The organism is Burkholderia cepacia (genome assembly GCF_001039005.1).
GTDB classification, from domain to species: Bacteria; Pseudomonadota; Gammaproteobacteria; order Burkholderiales; family Burkholderiaceae; genus Burkholderia; species Burkholderia theae.
On sequence record NZ_LDWR01000063.1, the window covers coordinates 36,339 to 51,921 of the forward strand.

Here is a 15,583-nt window from a genome sequence, read left to right on the forward strand (position 1 = left end):
GATGCTTACGCAAAGATTTCGGTTGATTACATGTTTCATAATGTAAATGAGAATCAATCACATTTTGAAACATCGAAAGCGCCACCATGTCGAGTCAAGCTGCAAGCCTTGCATTGAAGCCGGTCGTCGTTGCCGGCCTGTATCTGATGGGTGCGTCGTGCGCGTGGGCGCAGACGCCTGACCGGGCGGCGGAACCTGCCGCCGCGTCTGCCGTCGCCGCCCGATCCGCCGCCGCCAAACCGGACGACCCGGCCAAGCCGGCCGGATCAACACCGCCGGAGGCCGCCGCCGATCCGGCCATGCTGAAGGAGGTCGTCGTGACGGCGAGCCGTCGCGAGCAGGCGATCCGCGAGGCGCCCGCGAGCATTTCGGTGATCAGCCGGGAAGACATCGAGGCGAAGCCGTATACGTCGGTCGCCGAGATCGTCGCCAACGTCGAGGGCGTGAGCGTCGTCGGTGCATCGCCGAACGACCAGGACATCTCGATTCGCGGGATGCCGGGCGAGTACACGCTGATCCTGGTCGACGGCCGTCGCCAGAACACGCGCGAAACGATGAACCGCGGCACGGCCGGCGTGCAGTCGAACCTGATGCCGCCGCTGTCCGCGATCGAGCGGATCGAGGTGGTGCGCGGGCCGATGTCGTCGCTGTACGGCGCCGACGCGATGGGCGGCGTGATCAACGTGATCACGCGCAAGGTGCCGAAGCGCTGGGGCGGCACGATCACGGCCGGCAGTGTGTGGCAGCTCGAATCGAACCAGGGCGACACGCAGAGCGTCGACTTCTGGCTCGGCGGCCCGCTGAAATCCGACGTGCTCGGGCTGCAGGCGTCGGGGCGTCTCCTGCATCGCGGCGAAGACAACATCTACTACCCGAACAGCGGGACGGGCGGCGCGAACGGGCAGCGGATCGGCAGCTTCGACGTGAAGTTGTCCGCGAAACCCGCGAGCAACCAGGACGTGAGCGTAAACATCGGGCGCGAACAGCTCACCTATCTCAGCACGCCGGGCAAGAGCGCCGCGCCGCTCACGCCGCGCACGGCGGCCACCGCGCTCACGGAGACGCGTCATGTCCGCGATTACTGGGGCATCACGCACGACGGCCGCTGGGGCTTCGCCGACACGACGGTGTCGCTGTACGGCGAACGCGGCGTGCAGGACCAGTGGACGCCGGCCGGGCGTTCGCCGGTGAAACCTGCGCTGACCGACACGATCCTCGAGGCCAAGGCCGCCGTGCCGTGGTGGGGCGAGCGCAACATCCTGACCGTGGGTGGCCAGCACATCTGGTCGAGGCTGTCGGGCGTCAGCGTGCAGGACGCGGTGCCGAAAGGGCATGGCGTCAATGCGGATCGCGTCGCACGCAACGCGTGGGCGCTGTTCGGCGAGAACGACTACTTCTTCAACGACCGCTTCACGCTGACGACCGGCGTGCGACTCGATCACGACGACCGCTACGGCAGCCACGTGAGCCCGCGCATCTACGGCGTGTACCAGCTCAGCAAGACGTGGACGGTGCGCGGCGGCGTTTCGACCGGTTTTCGTCCGCCGTCGCTGCGTCAGAGCACGGCCGGCTACTGCATGACGTCGGGCGGCGCGGCGGGCGCGATGCCCGGCACGCTGTGCGGCAATCCGGATCTCAAGCCGGAGACGAGCCTGACCGAGGAGCTCGGCGTGCGCTACGACCTGGGCGACACGTACGCGGGCCTGACGCTGTTCAACAACCTGTTCAAGAACAAGGTGGCGAGCTACGACACGGGCAAGGCCGATCCGCGCTCGCCTGGCCGCAACATCTATGTGTACGACAACATCGACCGGGTCAAGCTGTACGGGCTCGAGATCGGCGCGGGCACGCGCCTGTCGCGCACGCTGAAGGTGTCGGGTGCCTACACGCTGACCGAATCGCGCCGCGAGGGCAGCGGCGAGAAGGCGTTCAACGGCAGTTCGCTCGACGGCTATCCGCTCGACAAGACGCCGAAGCACAAATTCAACGTGCAGGTCGACTGGACGCCGACCGCCAAGCTTGACCTCTACGCAGCGGCGAACTACAGCGGCAGCGAATACTGGGCCGCGTTCCGCAACGGCGCGCAGGGCGTGCGCGAGCGGCCGTCGACGACGACCTTCGATCTCGGCGGGCGCTACCGGATCGACAAGCGTTTCTCCGTCAATTTCGCGGTGCTCAACCTGACCAACAAGATGGTGCCGATCGACGATCGCACGCGCACGACCGGGCTGAGCGGCAACTGGCTCGTCGACCAGGGGCGCCGCATCGCGGTGAGCCTGACCGCCGAAATGTGACGGCATGGCCGGCGCGCCGCGCCGGCTCATTCAATCTGGAGGCAATGTCATGAATGCGATTTCCCGACCCGACGAACTATTAGTACCCCATAACGTGTGGGATGTGTATCGCGCGGATACCCCGTTGTTTCTCGCAACGCCGGCGCATACGGTGCTGGCCTGCGATGTCGCGGAGGCGATCCCGCATGCGGACGCGCCGCTCGCGGCGCGCGTGAACGATGCGTTGCGCCGCGCGCGGGCCGACGGCCACGTGGGCGCGACGGTGGTCGGCGCGGTGCCGTTCGACGTCGGCGCGCCGACTGCGCTGCGGGTTGCGCGCACGATGCTGCGCGCGCGGCCGCTCGGCGCGCGGCGGGCAGCCGGGCCGGCCGGCACGCGCTATGCGACGCGCGAGGTGCCGTCCGCGGATGCGTATGCGGACGCGGTCGCGCAGGCGGTTGCCCGGATTCGTGCGGGCGAGCTCGACAAGGTCGTGCTGGCGCGCACGCTGGAGGCGACCGGCGAGGTGCCGGTCGACGTTGCGGCGCTCGTCGCGCGACTCGCGTCGTGCAATCCGCACGGCTATACGTTCTCCGTGGATCTCGGTGCGGGCCGCACGCTGCTGGGCGCGAGCCCGGAGCTGCTCGTGAACCGCTTCGGCGGCGTCGTGCGCGCGAATCCGCTGGCGGGTTCCGCGCCGCGCAGCCGCGACCCGGTCGAGGACCGGCGCCGCGCGCAGGCGCTGCTGGCGTCCGCGAAGGATCTCGACGAGCACCGGGTCGTCGTCGAAGCCGTGCGCGACAGCCTCGCGCCGCTGTGCCGGCGGCTCGACGTGCCGGCGCGCCCGTCGCTCGTCCATACGGAAACGATGTGGCATCTGTCGACCGAGGTGTGCGGCGAAACCGACGCGGATGCGTTGACGCTCGCACTCGCGCTGCATCCGACGCCCGCCGTCTGCGGCGCGCCGCGCGCGGCGGCGCGCGACTGCATTCGCGATGCCGAGCCGTTCGATCGCGGCTTCTACGCGGGGATGCTCGGCTGGGTCGATGCGCATGGCGACGGCGAGTGGGTCGTCACGATTCGCTGCGCCGAAGCGTTCGACCGCACGCTGCGGCTCTATGCGGGCGCGGGCGTGGTCGGCGAATCGACGCCCGAAGGCGAGCGTGCGGAAACCGCGGCCAAGTTCCGGACGATGCTGGATGCGCTCGGTATCGATCGCGATGCGGCATCGGGCGCCGCGCGGGAGGCCGTATGACGCCCGCGAACCGCACGCCGTGGCCGGACGCGTTCGCCGCGGCGTATCGGCAGAAAGGGTACTGGCTCGGCCAGTCGTTCGCGCAGTGGTTCGACGAACGCGTCGCGCGGCACGGCGAACGCGTCGCGCTCGTACAGGGCGACCTGCGCTGGTCGTACCGGACGTTCGCGGCGGAAGCCGAACGTACGGCCCGCGCGCTGACCGCGTGCGGGATCGTGCCGGGCGACCGCGTCGTCGTGCAATTGCCGAACTGCGTCGCCTTTTTCGCGGTGACGTTCGCGCTGTTCCGGATCGGCGCGCTGCCGGTGTTCGCGCTGCCCGCGCATCGCCGGCGCGAGATCGGCTACTTCTGCCAACACGCGGGCGCGGTCGCCTATGTCGCGGCCGAACAGCACGACGGGTTCGACTACCGGGCGCTCGCGAGCGAGATCCGCGCCGATGCGCCGACGCTGCGCCACGTGCTGTTCACGGCGCCCGGCAATGCGCGCGTGGCGCTGCCGGATGCGACGCCCGACGTTGCGCTGCCGCCGGGGCCCGGCGCGCACGAGATCGCGTTCCTGCAACTGTCGGGCGGCAGCACGGGTACGCCGAAGCTGATTCCGCGCACGCACGACGATTACCTGTACAGCGTGCGCGAGAGCGCGCGCATTTGCGGGCTGACCGAACGCAGCGTCTATCTCGCGGCGCTGCCGGCCGCGCACAACTATGCGCTGAGTTCGCCGGGCTCGCTCGGTGTGTTCGATGCCGGCGGCACCGTCGTGCTGAGCGACGGCGCGAGCCCCGACTCCGCGTTCCCGCTGATCGAGCGCGAGCGCGTGACGGTGGCGGCACTGGTGCCGCCGCTCGTGCCCGTATGGCTGGCCGCGGCCGGGCAGCGGCGCGGCGCGCTGGCGAGCCTCGAACTCGTGCAGGTCGGCGGCGCGCGCTTCGATCCGGCGCTCGCGGCGCGCGCGGCCGACGGCTTCGGCACGCAATTGCAGCAGGTGTTCGGGATGGCCGAAGGGCTCGTCAACTACACGCGGCTCGACGATCCGCGCGACGTGGTGATCGCCACGCAAGGGCGCCCGATCTCGCCGGACGACGAGATCCGCATCGTCGACGACGACGACCGCCCGGTCGAACCCGGCGAGGTCGGCCATCTGCTGACGCGCGGCCCGTACACGATCCGCGGCTACTACGACGCGGCCGCGCACAACGCGCGCGCGTTCACGGCGGACGGCTTTTATCGCACTGGCGATCGCGTCCGCCTGACGGCGGGCGGCCAGCTCGTCGTCGAGGGGCGCGCGAAGGACCAGATCAACCGCGGCGGCGAGAAGATCCCGGCCGAGGAAATCGAACATCTGCTGCTCGCGCATCCGGGTGTCGTCGACGCGGCGCTGGTCGCGATGCCCGACCCGTATCTCGGCGAACGCAGTTGCGCGTACGTGATTCGCGGCGCGTCCGCGCCGGCCGCGGCGGACCTCGTGCGCTTCGTGCGTGGCCAGGGCGTGGCCGCGTACAAGGTGCCCGACCGGATCGAATTCGTCGACGCATTCCCGAAAACGCCCGTCGGCAAGATCGACAAGCGCGCGCTTCGGCAGCACATCGCGGATCGGCTCGCCGCCGCCGCGTGACGGGTGCGGCGACGCCCCGTCGATTTTTCCATTCCAAAGCAATCCATCATGGCCATTCCGAAAATCGCTTCCTATCCGATGCCGGCCGAGCTGCCGGCGAACCGCGTGAACTGGCGGTTCGACCCGCGCCGCGCGGCGCTGCTCGTGCACGACATGCAGGACTACTTTCTCGACTTCTACGACCGTGCGGCCGCGCCGGTGCCGACGCTCGTCGCACACGTGCGCCGCCTGATCGATTTCGCGCATGCCGCCGGGATGCCGGTCTACTACACAGCGCAGCCGGCAACTCAGGCGGCGGCCGACCGGGCGCTCCTGACCGACATGTGGGGGCCGGGCCTCACCGCGCAGCCGTCGCGCGCGGCGATCTGCGACGCGCTCGCGCCGGCGCCCGGCGACACGGTGCTCGACAAGTGGCGCTACAGCGCGTTCCGGCGCTCGCCGCTCGAGACGCACCTGCGCGAGCAGGGGCGCGACCAGCTCGCGATCTGCGGGATCTACGCGCACATCGGCTGTCTGATGACCGCCTGCGACGCGTTCATGCGCGACGTGCAGCCGTTTTTCGTCGCCGACGCGCTCGCGGATTTCTCCGAGCGCGAGCACCGCATGGCGCTCGACTACGTGGCTGGACGCTGCGGAATGGCGGTGACCACGGACGCGCTCGTTGGCGTCGCGCCGGCGGACGATACGGCAGCGATGCTCGCCGCGATCGCGGCGCAGGTCGCCCGCAGCCTGCGGATACCGGCTGCCGACCTGCGCGAGCACGACAACCTGGTCGATTGCGGACTCGATTCGATCCGGATGATGACGCTCGTCGAGCAGTGGCGCGCGCAAGGCTACGACGTCACGTTCGTCCAGCTTGCCGAGCAGCCGACGCTCGGCGCATGGACGCAGGTGCTGCAGCGCGCGGCGCGGGTGAGCGCATGACGGCGCGTCCGGCGATGCCCGGTGCCCGTCCGGCGACGTTCGTCAGCACGGCGGAGGTGTCGGTGCCACAGGCCGACCGCGTGCTGTTCAAGCTGTGCAAGCACTACGCGATCAAGGTGCCGGTCGTGTTCGACGAGCATCGCGCGACCGTCGATTTCCCGTACGGCGTCTGCCGGATGCTGCGCACCGACGACGTGCTGCAGCTTCGCTGCGAAGCCGATTCGTCGGAGCAACTCGAGCAGGTCCAGTACGTGATGGACGAGCACCTGGGGCTGATGTCGCGTAACCGGGCGCTGGTGGTCGCATGGGAGCGGGGCGCGTGACGCGGCCCGCCTCCGGCTCAACGAACTTCGGAGCAAGCTCGCTCATGACAAACGAATCCTTGCCGATCCGCGCGACTTCCGCGCAGTACGGAATCTGGGTCGCGCAACAGGTCGATTCCGACGATCCGGGCTATCTGACGGCCGAGACCGTCGAGCTCGACGGCGCGCTCGACGTCGCCGCGCTGACCGACAGCGTCGAGGCCGTGCTCGATCACGCCGACGCGCTGCACATGCGGTTCGCATGGCAGGACGATGCGCTGTGGCAGGCGCGCCGGACGCCGCGCACGCGGCTGCCGCTCGTCGACCTGTCGGCGCAAGCCGATCCCGTGCAGGCGGCGCATGCGTGGATGAAGGCGTCGCTGTCGATCTGCTGCGACGTGACCGCCGATCCGCTGTACCGCACCGCGCTGCTGCGGCTGTCACCGACCCGGCACTGGTGGTACCTGCAGGTGCATCACATCGCGCTCGACGGCTTCGGCTACGGGCTGCTGCAGCAGGCCGTGGCCGCCCGCTACAACGCACGTGTCGGCGGCGGGCCGCTGCCGGTGCTGCCCGACTGGCGGATCGATCGCGTGGTGGAGGCCGAGGCGCGTTATCGCGCCGACGGCGGCTTCGATGCCGATCGCGCGTTCTGGCGCGCGCATCTGCGCGACGTGCCCGCGCCGCTCGCCCTCGCGCCGAAGCAGGACATCGCCCCCGACGCGTGGCGCGCGACGCGCGTGCTCGACGCCGAACGCGTGCGCGCGCTGCGCGCGGCCGCCGAGCGGGTCGACGTCGACTGGAATGCGTGGCTGCTGTGCGCGGTCGGCATCTGGCTCGCGAAGCAGGGCGGCCAGTGCGACCTGACGCTCGGGCTGCCGGTGATGAACCGGCTCGGCACGCCGGCGCTCGGCGTGCCGTGCATGGCGATGAACATCGTGCCGCTGCGCATGCATGTCGACGCCGAGCGCTCGCCGCGTGCGCTTGCGCGCGAATGCGCGGCGCGCCTGCGCGCGATCCGGCCGCACCTGTATTACCGGTACGGCTGGATTCGCGGCGATCTCGGGCTGCTGGAGCGCAACGCGTTCCTGTTCAACCAGGCCGTCAACGTGATGCCGTTCGAACGGCAGGTCGCATTCCACGGGCTCGCGAGCGACACCCGTGCGGTGAGCGGCGGCCCGGTGAAGGATCTGAACGTGACGCTCGCCGTGCGCGGCGGCGCGTGGCATCTGACGCTGGAAGCCAACCCGAACGCGTACGACGAAGCCGTGCTCGCCGCGCATGCGTGCGACCTTGCCGCATGGCTCGACGCATTTGCCGAACAGGCGCCGGACGCGCCGGTGAGCGCGCTGCTCGACGGGATGCCCGCGCCGTCGATCGTGCGCGGCGCGCCGCTCGCCGGGCCGTACGACGACGTGCTCGCGCGGATCGAACGCATCGCGCGCGACGCGCCGGCGCATCCGGCTATCGAGGCCGGCGACTGGCGCATCGACTACCGCGCGCTGCTTGCCGATGCCGATGCGCTCGCGACGGAACTCGAACGACGGGGTGTGGCGCGCGCTGCACGCGTCGCGATCGCCGCGCCGCGCGCGCCCGACGTGATCGCGGCGATGCTGGCCGTCCTGAAGGTCGGCGCGACGATCGTGCCGATCGATCCGGACGGACCGCCGCAGCGCGTCGCGGCGATGCTGGCCGATGCGGCGCCCGCGCTGGTGATCACACGCGACGCGTATCGCGAATGTGCGGGCGGCCTGCCGGTGCTCGATCTGGATGCGGCGCGTGTGTCGTCGCCGCGCGACGTGGCGTGCGCGGCGCCCGATGCGGCACAGCCCGCGTACCTCCTGTACACGTCGGGATCGACCGGCCAGCCGAACGGCGTGCTGGTCGGGCGCGGCGCGCTCGCGCATTTCGTCGCGAGCACGCGCGACCTGTATCGCATCGGTCCGAGCGACCGGGTGCTGCAGTTCGCGCCGCTGCATTTCGATGCGAGCTTCGAGGAGATCTTCGCGACGCTTTGCAACGGCGCGACGCTCGTGCTGCGCGACGACGCGATGCTCGACTCGATCGACGCGTTCACGGCCGAGGTCGAGCGCCGCCGCATCACGGTGCTCGACCTGCCGACCGCCTACTGGCACGTGCTCGCCCATGCACTGGACGCGCGCCATGCGCAGCGCCTTGCCGGCGTGCGTCTGACGATCATCGGCGGCGAGGCCGCGTTGCCGGAGCGGATCCGGCGCTGGCACGCGCACCTGCCGCATCGGGCGCTGCTGAACACCTACGGGCCGACCGAAGCGACGATCATCGCGACGGCCGCCTGCGTGAGCGGTCCCGGCGCGGTCTGGCGCGACGGCGAGCCGGTACCGATCGGCACGCCACGCGCGGGTGTCGACGCGCAAGTGGTCGACGAGCGGCTGTATCCGGTGGCCGAGGGCCGCACGGGCGAGCTGGTGCTGTGCGGCGACGCGCTGGCGCTCGGCTACCCGGGCAATGCGGCGCTGACGTCCGAGCGCTTCGTCACGCTGCCGGGGAGCGGCGCGCGCGCGTACCGGACCGGCGATCTCGCCACCGTGCGCGACGGCCGGCTGGTGTTCGACGGCCGGATCGACCACGAGGTGAAGATCAGTGGCGTGCGCATCGATCCGCGCGAGATCGAGGACTGGCTGCTGCGCACGCCGGACGTGCGCGAGGCGGCGGTCGTCGCGTTGCGCGGCGACGCCGACGTGACGACGCTCGCGGCGTTCGTCGTCGGGGTGGACGAAACGACCGCGCTGTGTGCGCGGCTCGCCGACGCGCTACCGGCCGCGGCGATTCCCGACGCGTGGCACGTGCTCGAACGGCTGCCGCGCAACGTCAACGGCAAGACTGATCGCAACGCGTTGCGGCAGCGCGCGATGGCGGCCCGCATCGGCGTGGACGACGATCCGCGCGCCGACGCGCTCGAACGGCAGGTGACGCACGCGTGGCGCAGCGTGCTCGGCGGCGTCGCGCTGACGCCGGATTCGAATTTCTTCGACATCGGTGGCAAGTCGTTGCAGGCGATCCAGGTGAGCGCGCGGCTGGCGACCGCGCTCGGCCGCGACGTGCCGGTATCGATGCTGTTCCGCCATGCGACGGTCGCGGCGCTGGCGGCTGCACTGCGCACGCCGCTGCCGTACCGGCCGCGCGCGGAGCGCGACGCGTTCGCCCCGCATCTTGCGATCCAGACGGCGGGAGGCGCCGCGCAGCGGCTCATCTGCATCCATCCGGCCGACGGCCTCGCGTGGAGCTACCTGCGGCTTGCCGCGTACCTGCCCGACACGACGGTCGACGGGCTGCAACTGTCGGTCGGCGACACGAACGGCGCGGCCGATTTCGACGCGCTCGTCGACACCTATGTGCGGCGCGTTCGGGCACTGCAGCCGGACGGTCCGTACCACCTGCTCGGCTGGTCGCTGGGCGGCGCGCTCGCGTACGCGGTCGCGGCGGCCCTCGAACGTATCGGCGCGCCGGTGGGCGTGCTCGCACTGATGGACAGCTATCCGTCGTCCGCGTGGATGGCACAGCCGCAGCCGGAGGCGGGCGACGCGCTGCGGATCCTGCTGACGGTGAACGGCGATTTCGACACGGCGGCGTTGTCCGACGCATTGCTGCGGCAACGCCTGCTGCGCGCGAACAGCCCGTTCGCAGCGCTCGGCGGCGCGGGGCTCGACGCGCTGGTCGACGCGACGCTGCGGCAGATGCGCCAGTTCCGCGCCGCGCCGACCCCGCATTACGGCGGCGAACTGCTGCTGTTCAACGCAACCCGCAAGCGGCCCGGCACGCCGGCGCCCGACAGCTGGGCCGCGCACCGGCCGGCGGCGTTGCCGACCTGCGTGGCGCTCGACTGCTCGCACGACGGGATGTCCGATCCCGAACCGATGGCGGCGATCGGCGCCGCGCTGACCGAACGGCTCGCCGCATGGGCCGACATGGAAACCATTACGAGGAACTTGAATCGATGAGCAGGGAAACCGAGATGACATTTCCGGCGGGTGTGGCCGTCGTGACCGGCGCGGCGCGCGGGATCGGCGCCGCCGTGGTTCGCGCGCTCGCCGCGCGCGGGGTCGACGTCGCCGCGTTCGATGCCGACGGCGACGCGCTGGCGCGGGCGACCGAGGATCGCTCGCCCGCGCAGGGTCGCGTTCATCCGTTCGCGGTCGACGTCGCCGACGCGCACGCCGTGCGTGCGGCAATCGAGCACGTGGAGGCGACGGTCGGCCCGATCGGCATGCTCGCGAACGTCGCCGGCGTGCTGCGGCTCGCGGCGGCGACGTCGCTGACCGACGACGACTGGGCGCATTGCTTCGCGGTGAACACGCACGGCGTGTTCCACCTGTCGCGCGCGGTCGCACAGCGCATGATCGAGCGGCGCGCGGGCAGCATCGTGACCGTCGGGTCGAATGCGGCGCTCGTGCCGCGCACGCAGATGGCCGCCTACGCCGCGTCGAAGGCCGCCGCGCATCAGTTCACGCGCTGCCTCGGCCTGGAGCTGGCCGGCCACGGCATTCGCTGCAACATCGTCGCGCCGGGTTCGACCGACACGCCGATGCAGCGCCAGCTATGGCGAGGCCCGGAAGGCCCGGCAGGCGTCATCGCGGGGTCGCTCGAAACCTATCGCACCGGCATCCCGCTCGGACGCATCGCCGCGCCGGACGACGTCGCCGACACCGTGCTGTTCCTGCTGTCCGACGCCGCGCGCCACGTAACGCTGCACACGCTGTGCGTCGACGGCGGCGCGACGCTCGGCGTGTGACGGCCCGTCTGAATTCCGTCTCCGGAGCATCTTCATGAAACAGATATCGGCCTGTGCCGAACAAGGCGCGGCAGGCGCATTTGCGTTGCCGCGTCACGAGGAACGGTTGCGCGTCGGTGCACGGCTGCCCGTACCCGACGCGCTGCGCCACGCGGTGCCGGCGTCGTATGCCGCGCGGGCGACCGTCGACGCGGGGCGCGCGCAGCTGCGCGCGATTCTCGAACGGCGCGACACGCGCCGGATCGTCGTCGTCGGACCGTGCTCGATCCACGATCCGGCGGCCGCGCTCGACTACGCGCGCCGTCTCGCCGGTCTTGCGCACGCGGTGCGCGACGCGCTCTGCGTGGTGATGCGCGTCTACTTCGAGAAGCCGCGGACGACGGTCGGCTGGAAAGGGCTGATCAACGATCCGGGGCTCGACGGCAGCCATCGCGTCGAGGAGGGGCTGCGCACCGCGCGCCGGCTGCTCGTCGACATCAACGCGCTCGGGCTGCCGGTCGCGACCGAGGTGCTGGACGTCGCGACGCCGCACTACCTGTCCGACCTGGTGAGCTGGGCCGCGATCGGGGCGCGCACCACCGAATCGCAAATCCATCGCGAGCTGGCATCGGGGCTTGCGATGCCCGTCGGTTTCAAGAACGGCACGGATGGCCAGGTCGACATCGCAGCGCACGCGATGCTGGCCAGCATGCGGCCGCACACGTTCATCGGCGTCGATGGTGCCGGCAGTCCGGCCTTGCTGCACAGCACCGGGAATCCGCACGCGCACCTCGTGCTGCGCGGCGGTCGCCACGGGCCGAACTACGACGCCGCGTCGGTGGCGGCCGCAGTCGAAACATTGCGCGCGCAACGCCTGACGCCGAACCTGCTGATCGACTGTTCGCATGCGAACTGCGGCAAGCAGGCGATGCGGCAACTGGCGGTGCTGGACGATGTGGTCGGGCAGATGCGCGCGGGCAACGAAGCGATCCGGGGCGTGATGCTCGAAAGCTTCATCGAGGACGGCGCGCAGCCACTGGGCGGCGCACTGCGCTACGGCTGCTCGATCACCGATCCGTGCATCGGCTGGGAGGCGACCGAGGACGCGCTGTTGCGCGCCCGCTGCCTGCTGACCGACGACGGTACCCATGCGCGCTGACGCGCGTCGTTTCCCTTTTCTATCGGAACACCTCATGTCGACGACTTCCGCTGAATCCCTGCAAGCGCCGGCCGATGCCGGCGCGTCCTTGCTGCCGCTGCTGCTCGCGAATTTCGCGATGGTGGCAGGCACCTACGCATTCGTGACGATCGCCGGCCCGATGGCGCGCCGCATGCATCTCGAACCGCTGCACATCGGCGCGATCATCGGCGTCGTCGGGCTCGTGTGGATGGCTGTCGCGCCTCGCTGGGGGCGCGCGGCGGACACGCGCGGGCGCTTGTCGACGATGCGCGCGGCGATCGTCGGGTTCGTCGCGAGTTCGCTGTTGCTGGCCGGCTACGTCGGCTGGGCGTTGCGCGACGGCGGCAGCGCCGTGCCGCCGGTGTGGGCGGGTGTTGTCGCGCTGCTCGTCACGCGCGCGGCGATGGGCGGTTGTTATGCGGGGCTGCCTGTCGCGGCCACGGCGTGGATCGCGGACCGGACGCCGGCCACGGGGCGCGCGGCCGCGATCGCGCGATTCGGCGCGGCGGGCGCGATCGGGATGGTGCTCGCGCCGCCGCTCGCGGGCTGGCTGGCCGGGTTCGACATGACACTCGCGCTCGCGGTGTTCGCGCTGCTGCCGCTCGTCGGGCTGGCGGGGCTGCGACGGCTGCGCGCCGACGGCGTGCATGCGGTGCGGCAGGCGCCGCCCCGGTTGAAGCCGACCGATCCGCGCGTACGCCTGCCGTGGTGCAGCGCGTTCGCGCTGTACAGCGCGGTGATGATCGCGAACAGCGTGCTCGGTTTTTACGTGATCGACCGGCTGCACGTGCGAACGGGCGACGCGTCGATGGTGGTCGGTTACGCGCTTGGCAGCGCCGGCATCGGGTTGATCGCGACGCAGTCGCTGGTCGGCCGCCTGCGTGCGGTCGCGCCGCTCCAATGGCTGCGCTGGGGCGCGCTGGCGGGTGGCGCGGGGTTCGTGTCGGCGCTGGCCGCGGAGGCCGCGCACCCGCTGCTGCTGTGCGTGAGCTACTTCGTGGCGGCGTGCGGGATGGGCGCCGCATTTCCCGCGGTCGCGGCGCTCGCGAGCACGCGCGTCGAACCGCATGAGCAGGCCGCGTGCGCGGGCGCGATGTCGATGGCGCAAGGGCTCAGCATGGTCGTCGCGCCGCTGGCCGGCACGATGCTGTACGAACTGCATCCGGCGGCGCCGTTCGTGTCGATCGGCGTGGTGCTCGCGCTCGTATTCGTCGCGACATGCGGCGCCGGGGCACGCGCGCCGGCGGCGTGACGATTATCGTGAGCGGTGCGCGAATCGGTCGTCGGTTATTCGATCGGCGCAACGACCAGCGGACAGGCGCCGATCGCGCGCAGCCGCGTGCCGGTCCATTCATAGAAGAACCGGGCGGCCTTCGCGTTGTTGTCGTCGCAGTCGTCGTTGAAGCAGCCCGCGACGATCAGCAGTGCACTGCCGGCGCGGAAATCGACGCGCTCGTCGTCGTTGCCCATGACGCCCGCGATCGCGTTTACGCCGGGCATCGTGTAGGTCGCGCCCGTGTACTTGTCGACGATCGCGAAATTCCGGCAATCCGTTCCGCAACCCCAGATCGCGACGCGGTAGTGGCCGGCAAAATTGGCCGGTTGCGTGAATTCGTCGCGAATGACGGTGCGATACAGGCGCGCTTCCCTGGTGGTCAGTCGGGGCGCCGCGGCCGGCTTGCGCGGCGCGCGTGCGGCGGGTGCCGGATAGCGGTCGAACGAAGGCGACGGGCATGCGGCGGCAGCCGTCGCTGCGGGCGTGGGTGCCGCATGGGCGGCGCCGGAGCCGGCAAGCAGCGCAGCCGATGCACCGGCGATCAGCAGAAATCGATGGGTGAGCGCCACGCGTGCATCCTTCAGGTTCGGGGTGAGATCGGGCCGGATGGTCCGAACGGCCGGCGACGACGATTCTATGACGCTTCGCGTGTGCCGGCGACACGGGATGGCGTTCACGCGAGTGCCTTCAGTCGCGCATCGAACCGGCCGCGCGTGATACGTCTCCCCGTCAAGCATTGTCAAATCGCGGCGATATATCACGATGCCTGACGTTTCAGGCCGTGCACGAAGGCTGTCATGTCCGGGTCGATTGAGTATCCTTGAATTCGATTTGCGGTACTCATGCAGTCACAACCGGGAGGCTTCACATGAATGCACGTCTATACCGCGCGACCGTTGCCGGCGCGCTGATCGGATTGCTCGCACCGTTTTCGGTGGCCCATGCGCAGCTTGGCGATGTTCTGAAGCAGGTCGGCGGCGGTGGCGATTCGGGCGGCAGCGCGGGCGGTGTGCTCGGTAACCTGGGCGGCCTCGGCGGCGCACTGACGGGCGGCGGCGGTTCGTCGCTGATGCCGGGCAGCACCGGCAACGTCGCGGGCCTGCTGCAGTTCTGCATCCAGAACAACTATCTCGGCGGCGCGTCCGGCGGCGCATCATCGGTGAAGGACGCGCTGATGGGCAAGCTCGGCGGCAATGCGTCGTCCGACAGCGGCTACACCAGCGGTGCGAGCGGGATCCTCGATGCCGGCAACGGCAGCAAGCTCGACCTGAGCGGCGGCGGCCTGAAGCAGCAGGTGACCAAGCAGATCTGCGACAAGGTGCTGTCGCAAGGGAAATCGCTGCTGTAAATACGGAGGCGTGCGCCCTGCAACGGGGCGCACGATATCGAACGCCGGCGCGACGGATTCGCGGCATGACCGCGTGACTGCCGCCCGCGTATGCATTTCGCCGCAAATGGGGCGCGGCGGATGTCCGGCGCGTTGCGTCGACGACCGTCATTCGATCCACCGCTCCATGCAGGGAACGGGTCTGGTCGGGCGCGCCGGTCGTGCCGGCGATTGACGGCGGCAGCCGCTGCGGACTGGCCGGCCGCCGTTTGTGTACCGCCCATCGCACGCGTCAATCGGCCAGCCGCTTGTCCGCGAGCGCCTTGCAGCAGTCTTCGTATACCCATTGCACGAGTTTCGCCCGATAGTCGAGATCGTCGGTATCGACGATTTCCTCGACCGCGTCGCGTGCCCACGACGCGTCGACGAACCCGGCATGCCGTTTCGCGATGTCCTGCGCGAGCGCCGCGAGCTTGGCGACCGCGAGCCAGTCGGCCTGGCGGTGATGGCGATCGAGCCAGCGGTGCGCGGCCTGGACCTGGAACGTGGCGTCCGGCCACGATTCGTTGAGGTAAAACGCGCCGAGATTGCCGCAGGTGAGCCAGCAAAGCAGCTCCAGGCGGTCTTGCGAGCCGAGGGTGTGGGATGCGTCGGACATGGCAGCGCTCACGAAATGCAAGGAT

12 protein-coding genes are annotated in these 15,583 nt (G+C 70.4%); 10 read left to right on the forward strand and 2 right to left on the reverse strand.

What is annotated here, in order from left to right; translation table 11 throughout:
• Positions 1–86: 86 nt before the first annotated feature.
• Genes VL15_RS32425 through VL15_RS32465 form a run of 9 tightly spaced genes read left to right on the forward strand, consistent with a single transcriptional unit; the run spans position 87 to position 13,549 of the window.
• Positions 87–2,294, forward strand: coding sequence for a TonB-dependent receptor domain-containing protein (locus VL15_RS32425; protein WP_048250920.1), 2,208 nt, complete (start codon positions 87–89; stop codon positions 2,292–2,294).
• Positions 2,295–2,343: 49 nt separating this feature from the next.
• Positions 2,344–3,528 carry an isochorismate synthase gene (locus VL15_RS32430; protein ID WP_053077752.1) on the forward strand — a complete coding sequence of 395 codons (1,185 nt, stop codon included), beginning with the start codon at positions 2,344–2,346 and terminating at the stop codon, positions 3,526–3,528.
• Positions 3,525–5,141, forward strand: coding sequence for a (2,3-dihydroxybenzoyl)adenylate synthase (locus tag VL15_RS32435; protein WP_048250921.1), 1,617 nt, complete (start codon positions 3,525–3,527; stop codon positions 5,139–5,141). The genes VL15_RS32430 and VL15_RS32435 overlap by 4 nt, the downstream gene beginning before the upstream one ends.
• Before the next feature lie 48 nt (positions 5,142–5,189).
• On the forward strand, positions 5,190–6,065 hold the full coding sequence (locus VL15_RS32440) for an isochorismatase family protein (RefSeq protein WP_196319652.1): 876 nt from the start codon (positions 5,190–5,192) through the stop codon (positions 6,063–6,065).
• Complete coding sequence (locus VL15_RS32445; RefSeq protein ID WP_048250922.1) at positions 6,062–6,388, forward strand: DUF2218 domain-containing protein; 327 nt, start codon at positions 6,062–6,064, stop codon at positions 6,386–6,388. Before VL15_RS32440 ends, VL15_RS32445 begins: the two co-directional genes overlap by 4 nt.
• A gap of 44 nt (positions 6,389–6,432) precedes the next feature.
• Positions 6,433–10,347 (forward strand): non-ribosomal peptide synthetase, encoded by a 3,915-nt coding sequence (locus tag VL15_RS32450; RefSeq protein ID WP_048250923.1) that lies wholly within the window; start codon positions 6,433–6,435, stop codon positions 10,345–10,347.
• Complete coding sequence (locus VL15_RS32455; protein WP_080971026.1) at positions 10,344–11,138, forward strand: 2,3-dihydro-2,3-dihydroxybenzoate dehydrogenase; 795 nt, start codon at positions 10,344–10,346, stop codon at positions 11,136–11,138. Before VL15_RS32450 ends, VL15_RS32455 begins: the two co-directional genes overlap by 4 nt.
• 34 nt (positions 11,139–11,172) lie before the next feature.
• Positions 11,173–12,276, forward strand: a complete 1,104-nt coding sequence (locus VL15_RS32460) for a 3-deoxy-7-phosphoheptulonate synthase (RefSeq protein ID WP_053077753.1) — start codon at positions 11,173–11,175, stop codon at positions 12,274–12,276.
• A gap of 34 nt (positions 12,277–12,310) precedes the next feature.
• Positions 12,311–13,549, forward strand: a complete 1,239-nt coding sequence (locus tag VL15_RS32465) for an MFS transporter (protein ID WP_048250924.1) — start codon at positions 12,311–12,313, stop codon at positions 13,547–13,549.
• 35 nt (positions 13,550–13,584) lie between these two features.
• Here VL15_RS32465 and VL15_RS32470 read toward each other — a convergent pair whose 3' ends face one another.
• Positions 13,585–14,142 carry a hypothetical protein gene (locus VL15_RS32470; RefSeq protein WP_048250925.1) on the reverse strand — a complete coding sequence of 186 codons (558 nt, stop codon included), beginning with the start codon at positions 14,140–14,142 and terminating at the stop codon, positions 13,585–13,587.
• A gap of 299 nt (positions 14,143–14,441) precedes the next feature.
• Between VL15_RS32470 and VL15_RS32475 the strand changes: the two genes are divergently transcribed.
• Positions 14,442–14,921 carry a DUF2501 domain-containing protein gene (locus VL15_RS32475; protein ID WP_048250926.1) on the forward strand — a complete coding sequence of 160 codons (480 nt, stop codon included), beginning with the start codon at positions 14,442–14,444 and terminating at the stop codon, positions 14,919–14,921.
• A gap of 271 nt (positions 14,922–15,192) precedes the next feature.
• Here the strand turns inward: VL15_RS32475 and VL15_RS32480 are convergent, their stop codons facing one another.
• Complete coding sequence (locus tag VL15_RS32480) at positions 15,193–15,558, reverse strand: hypothetical protein (protein WP_047900785.1); 366 nt, start codon at positions 15,556–15,558, stop codon at positions 15,193–15,195.
• Positions 15,559–15,583 lie beyond the last annotated feature (25 nt).

Coding starts and splice junctions, on each gene's coding strand:
- VL15_RS32480 (WP_047900785.1), bottom strand. CDS start 15,558: ATGTCCGACGCATCCCACACCCTCGGCTCGCAAGACCGCCTGGAGCTG.
- VL15_RS32445 (WP_048250922.1), top strand. CDS start 6,062: ATGACGGCGCGTCCGGCGATGCCCGGTGCCCGTCCGGCGACGTTCGTC.
- VL15_RS32425 (WP_048250920.1), top strand. CDS start 87: ATGTCGAGTCAAGCTGCAAGCCTTGCATTGAAGCCGGTCGTCGTTGCC.
- VL15_RS32475 (WP_048250926.1), top strand. CDS start 14,442: ATGAATGCACGTCTATACCGCGCGACCGTTGCCGGCGCGCTGATCGGA.
- VL15_RS32465 (WP_048250924.1), top strand. CDS start 12,311: ATGTCGACGACTTCCGCTGAATCCCTGCAAGCGCCGGCCGATGCCGGC.
- VL15_RS32450 (WP_048250923.1), top strand. CDS start 6,433: ATGACAAACGAATCCTTGCCGATCCGCGCGACTTCCGCGCAGTACGGA.
- VL15_RS32435 (WP_048250921.1), top strand. CDS start 3,525: ATGACGCCCGCGAACCGCACGCCGTGGCCGGACGCGTTCGCCGCGGCG.
- VL15_RS32455 (WP_080971026.1), top strand. CDS start 10,344: ATGAGCAGGGAAACCGAGATGACATTTCCGGCGGGTGTGGCCGTCGTG.
- VL15_RS32460 (WP_053077753.1), top strand. CDS start 11,173: ATGAAACAGATATCGGCCTGTGCCGAACAAGGCGCGGCAGGCGCATTT.
- VL15_RS32430 (WP_053077752.1), top strand. CDS start 2,344: ATGAATGCGATTTCCCGACCCGACGAACTATTAGTACCCCATAACGTG.
- VL15_RS32440 (WP_196319652.1), top strand. CDS start 5,190: ATGGCCATTCCGAAAATCGCTTCCTATCCGATGCCGGCCGAGCTGCCG.